The sequence below is a fragment of the Dongia sp. agr-C8 genome, assembly GCF_054658695.1.
Genome location: NZ_BAAGHZ010000001.1, coordinates 1,507,331 through 1,524,790 on the forward strand (window position 1 = coordinate 1,507,331; position 17,460 = coordinate 1,524,790).

The window sequence follows — 17,460 nt, forward strand, 5'->3', positions numbered from 1 at the left end:
GGGTCGGAAGGCGCTTCTGAGCGGCCGGATCGTGGCCCCTGAACCGGTTCGCCGAACCCCTCGGGAGTAACTTCGGGCGGGCGTGGCGGAACTGGTAGACGCGCGGGATTTAGGTTCCCGTGACGCAAGTCGTGGGGGTTCAAGTCCCTCCGCCCGCACCAAAATCCGGCTCGGCGCAGTCTTTGGATCAATCAGCAGAGCAGAGTTGGACGGATCATGCAGGTTACCGAAACCAATACCAGCGGCCTGAAACGCGAATACAAGGTCGTGGTGCCCGCGGGCGACCTCAAGTCGAAGGTCGATGGCAAGCTCGTCGAGCTCGGCCAGAAGGTCCAGCTTCCCGGCTTTCGCCCCGGCAAGGTGCCGATGACGGAGCTGAAGCGCCGCTACCAGAAGAACGTGCTGGGCGAGGTGATCAACGAGGCCGTCAACGAGGGCTCGCACAAGCTGATGCACGAGAACAACCTGCGCCCGGCGGGTCAGCCCAAGGTCGAGATCACCAAGTTCGAGGAGAATTCCGACCTCGAGTTCAGCGTGGCGATGGAAGTCATCCCGGAAATCAAGCCGATGGACTTCAAGACCGTGAAGCTCGAGCGGGTGAAGGTCGAGGTTCCGGACAAGGAAGTCGATGACCGCCTGGAGATGCTGGCCAAGCGGCAGGGCAGCTCCGAGGTTGCGGCCGACGATCATGCCGCCCAGAAGGGCGACATCGCCGTCATCAACTTCGTCGGCAAGGTCGATGGGGTCGCCTTCGACGGCGGCAGCGCCGAGGGCCATTACCTGGAATTGGGCTCGGGCCAGTTCATCCCGGGCTTCGAGGACCAGCTGATCGGCATCAAGAAGGGCGAAGCCCGCGTCGTGAAGGTGACCTTCCCGGCCGAGTATGCCAACAGCGATCTCGCCGGCAAGGCGGCCGAGTTCGACGTGACCGCGACCGAGATCCGCGCCCCGAAGCCGGCGGCGCTCGACGACGAACTGGCCAAGTCGCTGGGTCTCCAGGATCTCGCCGACCTCAAGAAGCAGACCAAGGAGCGGATGGAGGGCGAATACGGCCAGGTCGCCCGCGCCCGGGTGAAGCGCAAGCTCCTGGACGTCCTCGCCGACAACCACGAGTTCACCCTGCCGGAAGGCCTGGTGGATATTGAATTCCAGGCGATCTGGCGCCAGATCGAAGAGGATATGAAGAACGACCGCCTCGACGACGAGGACAAGGGCAAGGGCGAGGAGCAGCTCAAGCAGGAGTACCGCGACATCGCGGTCCGCCGCGTGAAGCTCGGCCTCTTGCTCTCGGAAGTCGGTCGCCTAAATAACATCGAGGTCGCCCAGGAAGACCTGACCCGGGCGCTGATCGCCGAGGCGCGCCGCTATCCCGGACATGAGAAGAAGGTGTTCGAGTATTACCAGAGCTCGCCGGAGGCTCTGAACCAGCTGCGTGCGCCGCTCTATGAGGAGAAGGTCGTGGACTTCATCCTGGAGCAGGCGAACATCACCGATCGCGCGGTGACCCCGGAGCAGTTCGCCAAGGAAGGCGAAGAGGAACTGGCGGCGCTGAAGAAGTAGGTGCCTGGCCCTCTTGCTGCGTACACGCAAGGGATATCGGGCGCTAAGATTGGAGCAGGGCCGAGTCGGCTTATATGAGTCGAACGGCGCAATGGAGTAGAGCAGCACCATGATCAGAGACCGCGACCCGATCGAAACCTACAACAACATGCTGGTGCCGATGGTGGTCGAGCAGACCAACCGCGGCGAGCGCGCCTATGACATCTATTCGCGCCTCTTGAAGGAGCGCATCATCTTCGTGGTCGGCCCGGTCAACGACAACATGGCCAGCCTGGTCTGCGCCCAGCTGCTGTTCCTCGAGTCCGAGAATCCGAAGAAGGAAATCTCGCTCTATATCAACTCCCCGGGCGGCGTGGTGACCTCGGGCCTCGCCATGTACGACACCATGCAGTATATCCGCCCCGAGATCGCGACCGTCTGCGTCGGCCTCGCGGCCTCGGCCGGCTCGCTGCTGCTGACCGCCGGCCGGAAGGGCAAGCGCTACAGCCTGCCCAACTCCAACATCATGATTCACCAGCCTTCCGGTGGCTTCTCGGGCCAGGCGGCGGATATCGAGATCCACGCCCGGGAAATCCTGAAGACCCGCGACCGGCTGAACAAGATCTACGTGAAGCATACCGGGCAGGACCTCTCGAAGATCGAGAACGCCATGGACCGCGACCGCTTCATGACTCCGGAAGAGGCGAAGGATTTCGGCCTGATCGACGAGGTCGTGTCCGAGCGTCCGCGCACCGGGGACGACGACAAGAGTTCCTGAGGGGTTCGCCCGAGGATTGAGGGGTATTGAACGGGCTCGGAACCCGCCTTGGAACCCGCTCGCCCTTAAGCTTTTCTCAGGAATATCGGGCTAGGTTATGCTCGTCGTGGAAGGCACGTTGCACTCCTGCCGCAGCGTGCCGCCCGGTGTGCGAAAAGGCCAGAAACTCGTTGTGTGACCGGGAATTAACGGTTTAACATGATTGTCGCGCAGCGAATCCCAGGCGCGACGCAGATAGGTCGGCGATGAACAAGTCCACCAACGGCGACTCCAAGAATACCCTCTATTGCTCCTTTTGCGGCAAGAGCCAGCATGAGGTCCGTAAGCTCATCGCCGGACCGACGGTTTTCATCTGCGACGAATGCGTCGAGCTCTGCATGGACATCATCCGTGAAGAGCACAAGACCACCCTGGTCAAGTCGCGCGACGGCGTGCCCAGCCCCCGGGACATCTGCAAGGTGCTCGACGACTACGTGATCGGCCAGGACCACGCGAAGAAGGTCCTCTCGGTCGCGGTGCACAACCACTACAAGCGCCTCTCCCACGCCGGGAAGCAGAACGACGTCGAGCTCTCGAAGTCGAACATCCTGCTGGTCGGCCCGACCGGTTGCGGCAAGACGCTGCTGGCGCAGACGCTGGCGCGCATCATCGACGTGCCGTTCACCATGGCCGATGCGACCACGCTGACCGAAGCCGGCTATGTCGGCGAGGACGTCGAGAACATCATCCTGAAGCTGCTGCAATCGGCGGACTACAACGTCGAGCGTGCGCAGCGCGGCATCGTCTACATCGACGAGGTCGACAAGATCAGCCGCAAGTCCGACAACCCGTCGATCACCCGCGATGTGTCGGGCGAGGGCGTGCAGCAGGCCCTGCTGAAGATCATGGAAGGCACCATCGCCTCGGTGCCGCCGCAGGGTGGCCGCAAGCATCCGCAGCAGGAGTTCCTGCAGGTCGACACCACCAACATCCTGTTCATCTGCGGCGGCGCTTTCGCCGGCCTGGAGAAGATCATCGCGCAGCGCGGACGCAGCGGCTCGGCGATCGGCTTCGGCGCCGATGTGCGCGGACCCGATGAGCGCGGCGCGGGCGAGATCCTGCGCGAGGTGGAGCCGGAAGACCTGCTGAAGTTCGGCCTGATCCCCGAGTTCGTCGGCCGTCTGCCGGTGGTGGCGACCTTGACCGACCTCGACGAGCCGGCCCTGATCAAGATCCTGACCGAGCCCAAGAACGCGCTGGTGAAGCAGTATCAGCGTCTCTTCGAGATGGAAGACGTCCGCCTCGAGTTCGCCGACGACGCTCTTTCCGCCATCGCCCGCAAGGCGATCGCGCGCAAGACCGGCGCCCGTGGGCTGCGCTCGATCATGGAAGGCATTCTGCTCGAGCCGATGTTCGAGCTGCCCGGCCTCGACGGAGTCGAGGCCATGGTCATCAGCCGCGAGGTGGTGGAGGGGAACGCGCGCCCGCTCTACATCTACACCGATCGGGCCGGCGGTGCGGCCGGCGCATAGCCGGCCATTCACCGACCTAAACGGCTCGTTTCGCTGAACTATTCTTTCGCGACTCGTGGACTGAAAAGTGCATGTCATGACCCAGATCATGGCAGCGATTGCCGCGTCCCTTGATAAAGACCGCGACGTGACCAAATAAGTTAACGAGTTGGACTGGCGGGCTGCGGCGCTCGAACCGCGGATGTCCTTTCGGCAAAGCCTATCAATCACTTATCCACAGCCGAATCCGAGGCGAGAGCGAAAAAAGCCCCGAACCGCGTCGCGGTGCCAGGGTCAATGATTGCAGTGTGGCAGCGGCCGGGACTAGTCTGGCCAAAGCCCTGGAGAACCTGAAGAATCATCATGGAAAACAATCCCGGTCCATCATCCCAGAACTATCCGGTGTTGCCGCTACGGGACATCGTGGTCTTCCCGCACATGATCGTGCCGCTCTTCGTGGGGCGCGAGAAGTCGGTGAAGGCGCTGGAAGACGTGATGAAGGATGACAAGCAGATCCTGCTGGTCACCCAGAAGAACGCCGCCCAGGATGATCCCAGCCCGGCCGACATCTATTCCGTCGGCACGGTCGGCACCGTGTTGCAACTGCTGAAGCTGCCCGACGGCACCGTGAAGGTGCTGGTCGAGGGCGGCTATCGAGCGCGGATCAAGAAGTTCGCCGAGAACGACCAGTTCTTCGTGGCGGAAGCCGCGGCCTTGACCGATGCCGCCGATCCGGCCGGCAAGGAAGTCGAGGCCTTGGCGCGCTCGGTGGTCTCGCAGTTCGAGCAGTATATCAAGCTGAACAAGAAGGTGCCGCCCGAGGTGCTGGTCTCGATCAACCAGATCGAGGACCCGTCGAAGCTCGCCGACACCGTCGCCTCGCATCTCTCGCTGAAGATCGCGGAGAAGCAGGAGCTCTTGGAGATCGGTTCGGTCTCCGAGCGGCTGGAGAAGATCTATGCCTTCATGGAAGGCGAGATCGGCGTGCTCCAGGTCGAGAAGCGGATCCGCAGCCGTGTGAAGCGGCAGATGGAGAAGACCCAGCGCGAGTACTACCTGAATGAGCAGATGAAGGCCATTCAGAAGGAACTCGGCGAGGGCGAGGACGGCCGCGACGAGATCGCGGAGATCGAAGAGCGGGTGAAGAAGACCAAGCTCTCGAAGGAAGCGCGCGAGAAGGCCCAGGCGGAAGTGAAGAAGCTCCGCACCATGAGCCCGATGTCGGCGGAAGCCACCGTCGTGCGCAACTACCTCGACTGGATCCTGTCGATTCCGTGGTCGAAGCCGACCAAGGTCAAGCGCGACATCCGCCTCGCGGAGAAGGTGCTCAACGAAGACCACTATGGTCTGGAGAAGGTCAAGGAACGCATCCTTGAATATCTCGCCGTGCAGCAACGCCAGAAGCGGATCAAAGGCCCGATCCTGTGCCTGGTCGGCCCCCCGGGCGTCGGCAAGACCTCGCTCGGCAAGTCGATCGCGCGTGCCACCGGCCGTAACTTCGTGCGCATCAGCCTCGGCGGCGTGCGTGACGAGGCCGAGGTGCGCGGTCATCGCCGGACCTATATCGGCTCGATGCCGGGCAAGGTCATCCAGGCGATGAAGAAGGCGAAGTCCTCGAACCCGCTGTTCCTCCTCGACGAGGTGGACAAGCTGGGCCAGGACTGGCGCGGCGATCCGTCGTCGGCATTGCTCGAGGTCCTCGACCCCGAGCAGAACTCGACCTTCGCCGACCACTATCTCGAGGTCGACTACGACCTGTCGGATGTCATGTTCATCACGACCGCCAACTCGCTGCGGATGCCGCAGCCGTTGCTGGATCGCATGGAGATCATCCGCATCCCCGGCTATACCGAGGATGAGAAGGTGGAAATCGCCAAGCGCCACTTGATCCCGAAGCAGGTCAAGGACCACGGCCTGAAGAAGGAAGAATGGGCGCTGTCGGATGACGCGATCCGCGACCTCGTGCGTTACTACACGCGCGAGGCCGGTGTGCGTAACCTGGAACGCGAGATCGCCAACCTGGCGCGGAAGTCGATCAAAGAGATTCTGATGAAGAATCTCGATAAGGTGACGATCACCCGCAAGAACCTCGGCAAGTATGCCGGGATCAAGAAGTTCCGTTACGGCGAGGCCGAGCTGACCGACATGGTCGGCGTCGTGACCGGCTTGGCTTGGACGGAAGTGGGTGGTGAGATCCTGACGATCGAAGCGGTGACGGTGCCCGGCAAGGGCCGTGTGACCGCGACCGGCAAGCTCGGCGATGTCATGAAGGAATCCGTGCAAGCGGCCGAATCCTTCGTGAAGTCGCGGTCGGTGGAATTCGGCATCAAGCCGACGGTCTTCAACCGTCGTGACATCCACGTGCACGTGCCCGAGGGTGCCACGCCGAAAGATGGACCTTCCGCCGGCGTCGCCATGGTCACAACGATCGTCTCGGTGCTGACCGGCATTCCGGTGCGCCGGGACGTCGCGATGACCGGCGAGGTCACCTTGCGTGGCCGCGTTCTGCCGATCGGCGGGTTGAAGGAGAAGCTCCTGGCCGCACTCCGGGCCGGCATCAAGACCGTGCTCATTCCATCTGAGAATGAGAAGGACTTGGCCGACATTCCGGACAACGTGAAGAAGGGCCTCGAGATCATCCCGGTCGAGAGCGTCGATCAGGTGCTGAAGACGGCGCTCACCAAGCCGTTGACACCGGTCGAATGGATCGAGCCGGCGGAGATCGAGACGCCGGCTTCCAAGGACGGCGAGGACGAGCGCGGTGTGGTGACGCACTGACCCGCGCTAGGTCAAAAGTCGTGTAAGCTGCGGAAAACCCCGGGGATTTATCCCCGGGGTTTTTTGCGGTTATGATTGACGCCCGTCATTTCTGCACTAGAATCCGCGCCGATTTCGCCCTGGCGCTCCCAGCCGGGCATTCACCCAGAAGAATGAAGAGAGAAGGGGGTCCCCCGTGAACAAGAACGACCTGATCGCCGAAGTGGCGGACGATACCGGATTGTCGAAGACCGATGCGGCGAAGGCGGTCGATGCAGTTTTCGATTCCATCACCCGCGCGCTGAAGAAGAACCAGGAAATCCGCCTGGTCGGCTTCGGCACCTTCCATGTCGCCAAGCGCGCGGCCTCGAAGGGCCGCAACCCGCGCACCGGCGAGGAGATCGAGATCCCGGCTTCCAAGCAGCCGAAGTTCAAGGCCGGCAAGGGCCTCAAGGACGCGGTCAACTAAGCTCGGTCGATCGACCGATCACTGGCCGGCCGCCCGGGAAACCGCGGCGGCCGGTTCGCTTTTGGAAGCTCAGCGCATGTCACTCGGACGCTTGGCGCCCGTCGCCTTCATCCTGCTGTGGTCGAGCGGCTGGGTCGCCGCCGAGTTCGGCGCGATGGTCTCGGGCCCGCTGACCTTCCTGGTCATCCGCTTCGCCGTCGCGATCCTGTTCTTCGTGGCGATCGCGCTGCTCTCCGGCGCGCGCTGGCCCAGGAGCCGGGCCGCGCTCGGCCATACCCTGTTCTCCGGTGTGCTGCTGCATGGCGGCTATCTCGGGCCGGTCTGGTGGGCGATCGGGCAGGGCGTGCCGGCGGGGATCTCCGGCATCATCGCCGGGTTGCAGCCGCTGCTGACCGCGCTGGCGGCGCCCTATGTTCTCGGCGAACGCTTGAGCCGCCTGCAGCGGATCGGCCTGATGCTCGGCTTTCTCGGCGTGTCGCTGGCGGTGGCGCCGAAGCTGGCGCATGCCGGTTCCGGCGGCATCGCCTGGTTCCCGGTCTTCGTCAACGTCCTCGGCATGGTGTCGGTGACGGCCGGCACGATCTACCAGAAGCGCTATCTGCAGAAGGTCGATATCCGCGTCGCCGCGACCCTGCAATATGTCGCGGCGCTCTTCGTCATCCTGCCCTTCGCCTTCCTGCTGGAGACGTTCCATGTCGAGTTCGGCTGGCAGTTCGTCGCCGTGCTCGCCTGGTCGGTGCTGGGGACCTCGGTGGCGGCGATCCTGCTGCTGCTCTATCTGCTGAGCCATGGCCAAGTCTCGCGCGTGGCCGCGCTGGTCTATCTCGTGCCGCCGCTGGCAGCCCTGCAGGCTTTCCTGTTCCTGGGCGAGGAACTGACCGCGCTCACCATCGCCGGCACCGCGATCGTGGTGGTCGGTGTCTATCTGGCGAATTATAAAGGCAGGGAACCCGCCGCCGCGCCTTCGCCGGCGGCGGAATAGGGGAGTTCGCATGTCCAACGACAACCGGATCGTCGAGGTCCTGTCCAAGGTCACGACCGCGACCATCACCACCATCCTGCTGAAGAAGGGCCTGAGGAATGTCTGGCTGCGCGGCGTTGCCCCGCTCAAGGCCGATCAGCCGCGCAAAGTGGGTCGTGCCTTCACGCTCCGCTTCGTGCCGATGCGCGAGGACCTGGCGACGCCGGAATCCTGGTCGGCGCCAATCTCGACCCGGGTCGGGATCGAGCATATGCCGGAAGGCTGCATCGCCGTGGTCGACGGTAACGGCGTCACCCATGCCGGCATCTTCGGTGACATCCTCTGCGCCCGGATGAAACAGCGCGGCGTCGCCGCCCTGGTCACCGACGGCGCGGTGCGCGACGTCGCCGGCGTGCGCGAGACCGGGCTCGCGGTCTGGAGCCAGGGCATTGCCTCGCCGCCTTCGGTCACCGGCCTCACCTTTGTCAACTGGCAGGAGCCGATCGGCTGCGGCGGGGTCGCCGTCTTCCCGAACGACATCATGGTCGCCGACGGCGACGGCGTGGTGGTGATCCCGGCGGCGCTGGTCGATCACGTGCTGGAACTCGCACCCGAGCAGGAGCAGCTCGAAGCCTGGATCATGCAGGAAGTGGAGAAGGGGACCCCGCTCCCCGGCCTCTACCCCGCCAACGCGGAGACCAAGGCCAGGTACGAGGCCTCGAAGAAGAAGTAGGTTCCCTGGAGGCAGATGCGCGGGTCAAGCCCGCGCACGACGGTTTTAAACTACCGTCATCGCCGGGCTTGACCCGGCGATCTCGTGCCGCGTGAGGCTGGTGGGCGATGAGGGACTCGAACCCCCGACATCTTCCGTGTAAAGGAAGCGCTCTACCAACTGAGCTAATCGCCCGGCATCACCCGTTTAGTTGAAATCGCGCCCTTCCGCCAGTCCCGACCCAGCCCCCACATGTCCGCCAATCCTGTCTTCGCCCGCCACAGCCTCGGCATCCTGCTCTATCTGGTTGGGGTGGCGTTCTTCGCCCTGAACGACGCGCTGGGCAAGTATCTGGTGGGCGACTACAGCGTGGCGCAGCTGCTGTTCGTGCGCGGCATCGGCGCCGTGGCGGTGCTGGTGCCGGTGATGCTGACAATGCGCGTGAGCTTTCGGCTGACCGGCCCCTGGTGGCTGCACGCCACCCGCATCCTGCTGCAGACAATGGACAGCTACTGCTTCTATTTCGCGACTTGGCATCTGCCGCTGGTCGATGTCATGACCTTCTACATGTCGGCGCCGATCATCGTCACGGCGATCTCCGGCCTGTTCCTCGGCGAGCGGGTCGGACCCTATCGCTGGAGCGCGGTCATCGTCGGCTTCGTCGGCGTGGTGATCGCGCTGGCCCCGGGCAGCGAGGAGGTCTCGGGCGACGCGCTGCTCGGCTCGGTCATCGCCCTGATCGGTGCGGCGAGCTTCGCCGTCTCTCTGGCCATGACGCGACAGCTCCGCGACAACAATCCCTTCGTCCTCGTGGTCTCGCAGTTCCTGGTCGGCGGCCTCGTCGGCGCGATCCTCCTCCCCCTGGGCTGGGTCTCGCCCGGCGCCATGGATTTCGGCCTCATGCTGGTGCTCGGCATCGTCGCGGCAGGGTGCTTCCTGCTGATTGCGCGGGCGGTGGCCCTGGCGCCGGCCTCGCTGCTGGCACCCTTCCAGTACAGCGCGATCTTCTGGGCGGCGCTGTTCGGCTGGATCTGGTGGCAGCATGAGCCGACCCCGCGCATCATCCTCGGCAACGCGATCCTGATCGCCAGCGGACTCTTCGTCTTCTACCGCGAGCGCCGCCTCGCCGTGCATGTCAGCGACAAGGTCGAGCAGATCCCCTGAGTTGCGCGCTTGACGGCCGCCGGAGCCTTGCAGTGATAGAACAAACCAAGTACAATTTCCTGTTCGGATCCAGGCCCAAGGCAAGCGCACTGCCTCCGCGCCACCCGGACGGGGCACGGACGGGTTCACGCAGACGAGGCGCCCTCACGCAGACAGGACGCAGACAAGATGCGGAATCCCGGCCCACGCAGACGGACCGCGTCAACCCGGACAGGACCCGGACAAGATACGGATCTGGCGCACGCGGACGGACACAGACAGCAGGAGATTCATCGATTGCAAACAACGCTTTATCGGTCGGCACCGGGTCGGAACGCGGGCGCGTCCGTCCGGGTCGGCGGGGTCCGCTTAACCGATCAGCTTGGCGAGCAGCCGGGCCAGCTCGACGGCTTCCGCGGGGCGCAGCTTCTCGCCGACATGCCGGGTGATGGCCGGGCCATAGACCTTCCAGATCCGCTTCTGCTGGGCGCGGCCCTCGGCGGTGACGGCGATCAGCTGGCCGCGCCCGTCTTCGGGATGCGGCAGGCGCTCGACCAGGCCGGCCTTTTCCATCCGGTCGATCAGGCGCGAGGCGTTGTACTGGGCGAGCAGGGTGCGGCGCTCGAGCTCCAGCGGCCGCAGCCGGCCGCCCTCGGCGCGCCCCAGCTCCAGCAGGACGTCGTACCAGGCGAGCGGGGGCAGGTCGGCCGCCTTCAGTTCGGCTTCGATCGCGTCGCGCAAGGTCTGCCCGGCCCGCACCAGGCGCGCCCAGGCGGTCACGGCTTCTTCGGAAGGCATTGATTTCGTGTCGAGTTTCACCAGGCCACGCCTAGCATAAAGATGCATATGCATCAACCTTGACAACATGCATGCAGATGCATTTATATGGATGCAGTTGCATCTATATAGGAGAACGATCATGGAATCGCAACGTCAGGCGCAGGGCATCGCATTGCTGCGGGTTGCCCTCGGGGTCATGTTCCTCGCCCACAGCATCGTGCTGAAGCTGCTGACCTATGGCCTGGACGGCACGGCGCAGTTCTTCGTCGGCGTCGGCCTTCCCGGCTGGCTGGCCTATGCGACCTTCTTGGCGGAGGCGTTGGGCGGGCTGCTTCTGGTGCTCGGGATCTGGACGCGGCTGGTGGCGCTCGCGCTGACCTTGCCGCTGATTGGCGCCATCGTCTGGGTTCACGGCGGCAACGGCTGGGTGTTCACCGCGCCTAATGGCGGCTGGGAGTATCCCGCATATCTTATCGTGCTCTGCGTCGCGCAAGCTCTGCTCGGTAGCGGCGCCTGTGCGGTCCGCGTCGGCGCCATGACGGCGACGCCGTCGCCGAAGGGTGCGTGACATCATGACCAGCCTCACTTTGGTCAGCCATCAGCTCTGCCCCTATGTGCAGCGCGCGGCGATTGCGCTGGCGGAGAAGGGCGTCGCATACGAGCGCGCCTATGTAGATCTCGCGAACAAGCCCGACTGGTTCAAGGCGCTCTCGCCGCTCGGCAAGACGCCGGTGCTGCAAGTGGAGGAGACGTCGATCTTCGAATCCGCGGTCATCCTGGAATACCTGGAAGACACCCAGCCCAATCCGCTGCATCCGGCGGATGCCTTGCGCCGCGCCGAGCACCGCAGCCTGATCGAGTTCGGCTCGGCGATCCTGAATGACATCTGGGCGCTCTATTCGGCGCCCGATGCTATTGCCTTCGACGTGAAGAAGCAGCAGCTCGCCGCGCGCTTCGCCTGGCTGGAGCGGCGGCTGGTGGCCGAGCCCTGGTTCGACGGTGCGGCATTTTCGCTGGTGGATGCGGTCTTCGCGCCGGTCTTCCGCTACTTCGACGCCTTCGACCGGATCGCGGATTTCGGCATCCTCGCCGGCCTGGAGCGGATGGCGCGCTGGCGCGGATCGCTGGCGGTGCGGGATTCGGTCAAGATCGCGGTCGCCGCCGATTATGACGAGCGGCTCCGTCACTTCCTGCTGGCGCGCGGATCGCATCTCTCTCGGCTGATGGAGGAAAAGGCCGCCGCCTGACCGTCACCAAGCGGTCCAGCCGCCATCGACGACGATGTTCTGTCCAGTCACGTAGTTGGAGAGATCGCTGGCGAGATAGGCCATGGCGCCGATCATGTCGTCCTCGCGCCCCATGCGCCCGAGCGGCGTGCGGGCGACGTAGCGGTCGACGAACTCCTGCGGCTGGCCGCGGGCGATGCCGCCCGGCGTCAGCGCATTGACACGGACCTTGGGTGCTAGGCTGGTGGCAAGCCAGCGCGTCAGCTGGATGAGCCCGCCCTTGCTGGCGGCGTAGGCGGCGGGATTGCCGAGTTCGGTGCCGTGGTAGAGGCTCAAGTCGGGGCCGACCAGGCCGTAAATCGATGCGATGTTGATGACGCTGCCGCTGCCGGATTCCGCCAGCAGCAACGCCGCGGCCTGCGTCAGCGCGAAGACGGCGGTGAGGTTGACGTCGATCGCGCGGCGCCAGGTCTCGACCGACTGCTGCTGGAACGGCACCGCCCAGCCCTTGAGCGCGCTGGTGCCGACGAAGGCGGCATTGTTGATCAGGATGTCGAGCCGGCCGAATTTCGCTTTGACGGCACCGGGCAGGGCGGTCACCGCATCCGGGTCGGCGAGATCGGCGGGGAAGGGCGCGCAGGCCTTGCCATGCGCATCGGCCGCTTTCGCGGTCTCGTCCGGATTGAGCCCATGCACCGCGACCCGGGCCCCCATCTCCACCAGGGCTGCAACCATGGCACGGCCGAGATGCCCGCTGCCGCCGGTCACCAGCGCCACCCGGCCATCGAGGTTCATGAGGTCTGAAAGGCTGGTCATGTGTGTTGCGATGCTCCGCGGCGCGTTCGAGTCACGCGGCGCTCAGCAGAATGTGCTTCCCGGACGCTGCCGATTCCCGCGCGGCGTCGATGATCTGCAGCGTCTCGATTCCATCGGCCAGCCCGACCCGCGTCGGATGCCCGGACTGCATCGCGGCCAGCAGGTCCGTCAATTCGGCACTGTAGAGCTGATTGCGGTGTGCAACCGCCGGAAACGGGATGAGCCTGCTGCCGTCGCGGTGATGAAGCATCAACTGTCCTGCAATGAAATCCAGCTCCAGGGTTCCTTCGGATCCGATCACGGTGAACTTGCGCCGCGCCGGCCGCTGCAGCAGATCGAGATGAATGCTCGCGATCATGCGTGCCCCACCGCGATTGTGATGCAGCACCATCTCGACCGTGTCCTCGACGTCGATCTCGAGATCCCCCAGCCGGTCGAGGCTTGCCACTACCGACACTGGCATGCCGAACAGCGCACGGACAAGATCAATCTCATGGCTGAGCTCGAGCAAGGCGCCGCCGCCGAGAGCCTGCTGCGCCGAGACCGAGCGCCGATAGTCCATGCCCGGCCGCCAGTCGGGCAGGTATTGCCCGACCTCCGCGCGGACCGAGAGCGGCCGCCCGATGGTGCCGGCGGCGATCCGCTCCGCCAAAGCCTGGAAGCCGGGGTGATAGCGCAAGGTGTAACCGACCAGCACCGGCAGCCGCCCTGACTTGCAGATCGCGGCGAGCTCTGCGCAGCCGGTGAGGGTGTCCGAGACCGGCTTTTCCAGCAGCATGGGAATGCCGGCTTCTGCGAGCCTGCGGGCAAAACCGACATGGGTCGGCGCCGGAGTGGCGATGACGGCAAAGTCCGGCTTGGGGCTGATCGCGGCGGCGAAATCGCTGACCACCCGATCGAACTGCGTCACGACCGACGCTTCGAGCTCCGGCGGGTTCGCCTGTCGCAACAAGGTGACCAGGACTTGCGGCAGGGTTTCGCGGATCACCTGTAAGTGGCGGCGCCCGATGCTGCCGGATCCGATCAGGAGAGCGTGCTTGATCACTGGGAGAGCACCCAGTGGTAGCCGAGGGTGGGCAGCGGCATTCCCGCCACATCCTCCAGTCGACTCTCCGAGAGTCGCCGGCCGCCGCAGCGCTCGTAGAAGCCGCGGCCGGCGAAATTACCCTCCAGACACCAGATCACCGCCTCAGTCATCCCGCGGCGGCGGAAGGCGTCGAATGCGGATTCGATCAGCGCGCGGCCGACGCCCTGTTCGCGCCAGTCGGTCTCCACATAGAGCGCATAGACCTCGCCGCAGCCGGGCCCCCGGCGACCGCGCGCCGGTCCGATCACCGCATAGCCGGCGACCTCCCCTTGCGCATCGGCGACCAGGGTGCTTTCCACCCGGCTGGAGCGGCTCCAGCGCGCCGCCTCGATCTTCGGGTTGAGCCGCGCGAGATAATCGGCGGGCAGCAGCGCGGCATAGGCATCGCGCCAGGCTTCGACATGGATGCGCGCGATCTCCTCGGTGTCGTCAGGACGGGCGGCTCGGACCTCAAAGCGATCGCCGACCTTCATGGCCGGCCGCTCTGCTGCAGCAGGAACTCCGCCAAGCGGAAGTCCATCTCGGTGTCGATGTCAACAGCACGCTCGCGCGGGATCTCGATCGTGGCGTTGCGCCCGCCCCAGATGCTCTCCGATTCCCGGATATAGGCCGGGCTGGTCACATAGACCCCGGCGATGATGTCGTAGACGGTGGGCGCCTTCTGCCGGCCATGCACCACCGCCTCGGGTGGCTTGGTGAGCGAAGCCTCGCCGGTCGGAGCGAGCTCGACCATGTTGTAATAAGGATTGGCGTGCGACGGCGTCACCGAGAAGACGATATCCGCATTGCCCTTGCGGTAAAGCGCGATCGCCCGGGCGACATCATGTTCGTTGCGCAAGGGGCAGACCGTCGGCACCGAGACGAAGATGTCGATCGGCTTGGCATTGGGCTGCTTCTCGATGAAATCCACTGCATGACGCCAGGCCTGCCATTCGCGCGCGGTATCCGAGGCGAGCTCAGGGGGACGCAGGAACGGCACCTCGGCGCCTTCGGCCCGACCGGCATCGGCGATCTCCTGGTCGTCGGTCGAGACCACGACGCGCTTGATCTCCGGCACCGCCTTGGCGCAGCGGATGGCGCGCGCGAGCAGGGAGACGCCGCCCAAGGGCCTGAGGTTCTTGCGCGGCACGCCCTTGGAGCCGCCGCGCGCGAAAATGAAGGCGACGACGTTGGAGCCGGTGGACTTGGAAGCGGTCATCCGACGCTCGCCATCACCTGTCCGAGGCTCTTGGCCAGCTTCTCGACGATCTCCACCAGTTCTTCCTGCGTGGCGATGTAGGGCGGCGAGAGGATCACGATATCGCCGCGCTTGCCGTCCACGTTGCCGCCGACCGGATAGCAGATGAGCCCGTTCTCGAAGGTCTGGCGCGTCACCTTCTGATAGAGCATGCGGTCGCGCGGGTAGGGTTCCTTGGTTGCGCGATCCTGGACCAGCTCGACGCAAAGGAAATAGCCGCGGCCGCGGATGTCGCCGACATAGGGGCGGTCGCCCAATGCATCGCTCAGCATCCGCTTCAGCAGCAGCCCATTCTCGCGCACCTTCTCGAGCAGGTTGTCGCGCCGCACGATCTTCTGCACCGCGACGCCGGCGGCGCAGCCCAGCGTATGGCCGCTGAAGGTATGGCCGGTGAGCAGGCCGCCGAAGCGCTCGTACATCGGGCCGCGCAGGCGCTCGTGGTAGATCGCGGCCGAAAGCGGGACATAGCCGCCGGCGAGACCCTTGGCGACCGCCATGATATCGGGCTCGACGCCGTCATGCTGCAGCGCGCGCCAGGTGCCGGTGCGGCCGGCGCCGCACATCACCTCGTCGGCGATCAGCAGGACGCCATGGCGATCGCAGATCTCGCGCACCCGCTTGGCATAGCCGGGCGGGGCGGGGACGCAGCCACCCGCGGCGCCGACCACCGGCTCGAAGATGAAGGCGGCCACCTTGTCGGCGCCGAGCCGCAGGATTTCGTTCTCCAACTCCCGCGCGCAGAAAGCCGCTACGTCCTCCGGGAACACACCCTCCGGCGGGCGGTAGACATTGGCGGGCGAGATCAGGCTGGCGGGGGCCAGCGCGCCTTCGAAGGCGGCGCGGCGGTCCAGGAAACCGGAGATCGAGAGCGCGCCCAGCGTATTGCCGTGCCAGGAACGCTCGCGGGCGATGAAGCGGCAGCGCTCCGGGTGTCCGAGCGACGCGTGATACTGGAGCGCGATCTTGAGGCAGGATTCGATCGCCTCGGAGCCGCTGGAGCAGAAGGTCATATGCTTCAACCCGCCGCCACAGGACTCTGCGATCATCGCGGTCAGCTCCTCCAGCGGATCGCTGCTGAAGGTGTAGCGGTAGCCATGGGCGATGCGGTCGAGCTGGTCCTTGATTGCGGCATTCACCTCGGGATGGGAATGCCCGAGCGCGAAGACCGCCGGCCCGCCGGAACCATCGATATAGCGCTTGCCGTCCTGGTCGAAGACATAGCAGCCCTGGCCATAAGCCACTTTCGGGAGCTGTTGTTGCGTCTCCCAAGTGGCACGAACCGGTTCCGGGATGGCCGGTGTTTCGTCCCCCTGGGTTGCATGACTGATGGCCTGCGCGCTAGACATGATCTTCCTGACATTCGGTGGTGAGGGCAGTGAAGCCCGCCCGGCCTGCAGGAGTCAACTTCGGCGCCCTGGAGTCTCGATGACGATCCTATATGCGGCGGATCCCGCGGAGTCGGAAGCCTGGATCGGCAGACTGCACACCCTCGATGCCCAGCTGGATTTCGTCAGCTGGCCGGATTGGGGCGATCCTGACAAGGTCGATTTCATCATTGTGGGCGGGCGCTCGCCGGGCGATCTCTCGATCTTCAAGAACGCAAGGGCGATCCAATCGACCTGGGCCGGCGTCAACCATCTGCTCAAGAGCAATTTTCCGCCCGGCGTCCCGATCGCGCGGATGGTCGACCAGGGGCTTTCGGCCAATATGGTCGAGTACCTGGTCTACTGGGTGCTCGATGCTTTGCGCCAGGGGCGGGAGCTCCGCGCGGCGCAGCGCGAGGGCAAGTGGCTCGACCTGCCGCTGCGCTGGGCGCGCGATTTCCCGGTCGGCGTTTTGGGCCTCGGCACTTTGGGCGTCGCGACGGCGGAGAAGCTGGTGGGCCTCGGCTTCCCGGTCTCCGGATGGAGCCGCACGGCGAAGACCGTGGCCGGCGTCCGCGCATTCCACGGTGCTGATCAGCTCGGCGATTTCCTCGCCCCGTTGAAATTGATGATCTGCCTGCTGCCTTTGACCAACGACACCGAGGGCATTCTCGACGCGAAGCTCTTCGCCGGCCTACCCGAGGGTGCCATCCTGGTGAATGCCGGGCGCGGCGGGCATACCAACGAGCCCGATCTCCTCGCCGCACTCGATTCCGGCAAGCTGGCCTATGCGGTGCTCGACGTCTTTCGCGAGGAGCCGCTGCCGCCGGACCATGTCTTCTGGCGCCGCAAGGACATCGTGATCACGCCGCATGTCGCGGCGATCACCCGCGCCGGTACCGGGGCCGAGGATATCCTGGAGAACTACCGGCGGGCGCTGGCCGGCAAGCCGCTGCTCAACCCGGTCGATCCCGCGCGAGGATACTGAGAGCGATCACGGGCCATGGCTTGCCCGCCCACGCGGGAGTTGGTAAAAGACGCCATCCGTGTCTTGCAGGAGTGGGGAAGTCGGTGCTCAGCCGTCGCTTCCATGACCGAACC

Annotated in this window: 17 protein-coding genes and 2 tRNA genes; 12 read left to right on the forward strand and 7 right to left on the reverse strand. The window is 65.0% G+C overall.

Annotation, left to right across the window (positions count from 1 at the left end; translation table 11 throughout):
• The first annotated feature begins 76 nt into the window (after positions 1–76).
• The 8 genes from ACYQ4T_RS06940 to ACYQ4T_RS06975 all read left to right on the forward strand — a co-directional run bounded on the left by ACYQ4T_RS06940 (position 77) and on the right by ACYQ4T_RS06975 (position 8,727).
• A tRNA-Leu gene (locus ACYQ4T_RS06940) sits at positions 77–161 on the forward strand.
• A 55-nt stretch (positions 162–216) separates the two neighbouring features.
• Complete coding sequence (tig, locus tag ACYQ4T_RS06945) at positions 217–1,560, forward strand: trigger factor (protein WP_459851827.1); 1,344 nt, start codon at positions 217–219, stop codon at positions 1,558–1,560.
• Positions 1,561–1,672: 112 nt separating this feature from the next.
• Positions 1,673–2,317 (forward strand): ATP-dependent Clp endopeptidase proteolytic subunit ClpP, encoded by a 645-nt coding sequence (gene clpP / locus ACYQ4T_RS06950; RefSeq protein WP_459852055.1) that lies wholly within the window; start codon positions 1,673–1,675, stop codon positions 2,315–2,317.
• Positions 2,318–2,562: 245 nt separating this feature from the next.
• Entirely contained in the window at positions 2,563–3,828 is a 1,266-nt protein-coding gene (gene clpX, locus ACYQ4T_RS06955) for an ATP-dependent Clp protease ATP-binding subunit ClpX (RefSeq protein WP_395023004.1), read from the forward strand.
• Positions 3,829–4,170: 342 nt separating this feature from the next.
• Complete coding sequence (lon, locus tag ACYQ4T_RS06960) at positions 4,171–6,585, forward strand: endopeptidase La (RefSeq protein ID WP_459851831.1); 2,415 nt, start codon at positions 4,171–4,173, stop codon at positions 6,583–6,585.
• A gap of 175 nt (positions 6,586–6,760) precedes the next feature.
• Positions 6,761–7,033, forward strand: a complete 273-nt coding sequence (locus ACYQ4T_RS06965) for an HU family DNA-binding protein (RefSeq protein WP_395023001.1) — start codon at positions 6,761–6,763, stop codon at positions 7,031–7,033.
• 76 nt (positions 7,034–7,109) lie between these two features.
• A complete protein-coding gene (locus ACYQ4T_RS06970; RefSeq protein WP_459851833.1) occupies positions 7,110–8,015 on the forward strand; it encodes a DMT family transporter in 906 nt (301 codons plus the stop codon).
• Between the two features lie 10 nt (positions 8,016–8,025).
• Positions 8,026–8,727 (forward strand): ribonuclease activity regulator RraA, encoded by a 702-nt coding sequence (locus ACYQ4T_RS06975; RefSeq protein ID WP_459851835.1) that lies wholly within the window; start codon positions 8,026–8,028, stop codon positions 8,725–8,727.
• 98 nt (positions 8,728–8,825) lie between these two features.
• Here the strand turns inward: ACYQ4T_RS06975 and ACYQ4T_RS06980 are convergent.
• A tRNA-Val gene (locus ACYQ4T_RS06980) sits at positions 8,826–8,901 on the reverse strand.
• 57 nt (positions 8,902–8,958) lie between these two features.
• Between ACYQ4T_RS06980 and ACYQ4T_RS06985 the strand changes: the two genes are divergently transcribed.
• On the forward strand, positions 8,959–9,870 hold the full coding sequence (locus ACYQ4T_RS06985; protein WP_459851837.1) for a DMT family transporter: 912 nt from the start codon (positions 8,959–8,961) through the stop codon (positions 9,868–9,870).
• A 348-nt stretch (positions 9,871–10,218) separates the two neighbouring features.
• Here ACYQ4T_RS06985 and ACYQ4T_RS06990 read toward each other — a convergent pair whose 3' ends face one another.
• Positions 10,219–10,647: a MarR family winged helix-turn-helix transcriptional regulator gene (locus ACYQ4T_RS06990; RefSeq protein WP_459851839.1), complete on the reverse strand. Its 429-nt coding sequence runs from the start codon at positions 10,645–10,647 to the stop codon at positions 10,219–10,221.
• Between the two features lie 121 nt (positions 10,648–10,768).
• Between ACYQ4T_RS06990 and ACYQ4T_RS06995 the strand changes: the two genes are divergently transcribed.
• Together ACYQ4T_RS06995 and ACYQ4T_RS07000 are read left to right on the forward strand one after the other, a co-directional pair.
• Positions 10,769–11,197, forward strand: coding sequence for a DoxX family protein (locus ACYQ4T_RS06995; RefSeq protein WP_459851841.1), 429 nt, complete (start codon positions 10,769–10,771; stop codon positions 11,195–11,197).
• Positions 11,198–11,201: 4 nt separating this feature from the next.
• Positions 11,202–11,876 carry a glutathione S-transferase family protein gene (locus ACYQ4T_RS07000; protein ID WP_459851843.1) on the forward strand — a complete coding sequence of 225 codons (675 nt, stop codon included), beginning with the start codon at positions 11,202–11,204 and terminating at the stop codon, positions 11,874–11,876.
• Between the two features lie 3 nt (positions 11,877–11,879).
• On the opposite strand, the gene ACYQ4T_RS07005 is transcribed toward ACYQ4T_RS07000, so the two are convergent.
• The 5 genes from ACYQ4T_RS07005 to ACYQ4T_RS07025 are packed head-to-tail and all read right to left on the reverse strand — an operon-like array spanning position 11,880 to position 16,341.
• The gene (locus ACYQ4T_RS07005; protein WP_459851845.1) at positions 11,880–12,671 is read right to left on the reverse strand and encodes an SDR family oxidoreductase; all 792 of its coding nucleotides are present in this window, start codon (positions 12,669–12,671) and stop codon (positions 11,880–11,882) included.
• A 31-nt stretch (positions 12,672–12,702) separates the two neighbouring features.
• Positions 12,703–13,716 (reverse strand): Gfo/Idh/MocA family protein, encoded by a 1,014-nt coding sequence (locus ACYQ4T_RS07010; protein WP_459851847.1) that lies wholly within the window; start codon positions 13,714–13,716, stop codon positions 12,703–12,705.
• Entirely contained in the window at positions 13,713–14,231 is a 519-nt protein-coding gene (locus tag ACYQ4T_RS07015) for an N-acetyltransferase family protein (RefSeq protein ID WP_459851849.1), read from the reverse strand. Before ACYQ4T_RS07015 ends, ACYQ4T_RS07010 begins: the two co-directional genes overlap by 4 nt.
• Positions 14,228–14,956, reverse strand: a complete 729-nt coding sequence (locus tag ACYQ4T_RS07020) for an acylneuraminate cytidylyltransferase family protein (RefSeq protein WP_459851851.1) — start codon at positions 14,954–14,956, stop codon at positions 14,228–14,230. Before ACYQ4T_RS07020 ends, ACYQ4T_RS07015 begins: the two co-directional genes overlap by 4 nt.
• The gene (locus ACYQ4T_RS07025; protein WP_459851853.1) at positions 14,953–16,341 is read right to left on the reverse strand and encodes an aspartate aminotransferase family protein; all 1,389 of its coding nucleotides are present in this window, start codon (positions 16,339–16,341) and stop codon (positions 14,953–14,955) included. The genes ACYQ4T_RS07020 and ACYQ4T_RS07025 overlap by 4 nt, the downstream gene beginning before the upstream one ends.
• Positions 16,342–16,420: 79 nt before the next feature.
• Between ACYQ4T_RS07025 and ACYQ4T_RS07030 the strand changes: the two genes are divergently transcribed.
• Positions 16,421–17,347, forward strand: coding sequence for a 2-hydroxyacid dehydrogenase (locus tag ACYQ4T_RS07030; RefSeq protein ID WP_459851855.1), 927 nt, complete (start codon positions 16,421–16,423; stop codon positions 17,345–17,347).
• Positions 17,348–17,460: the final 113 nt, after the last annotated feature.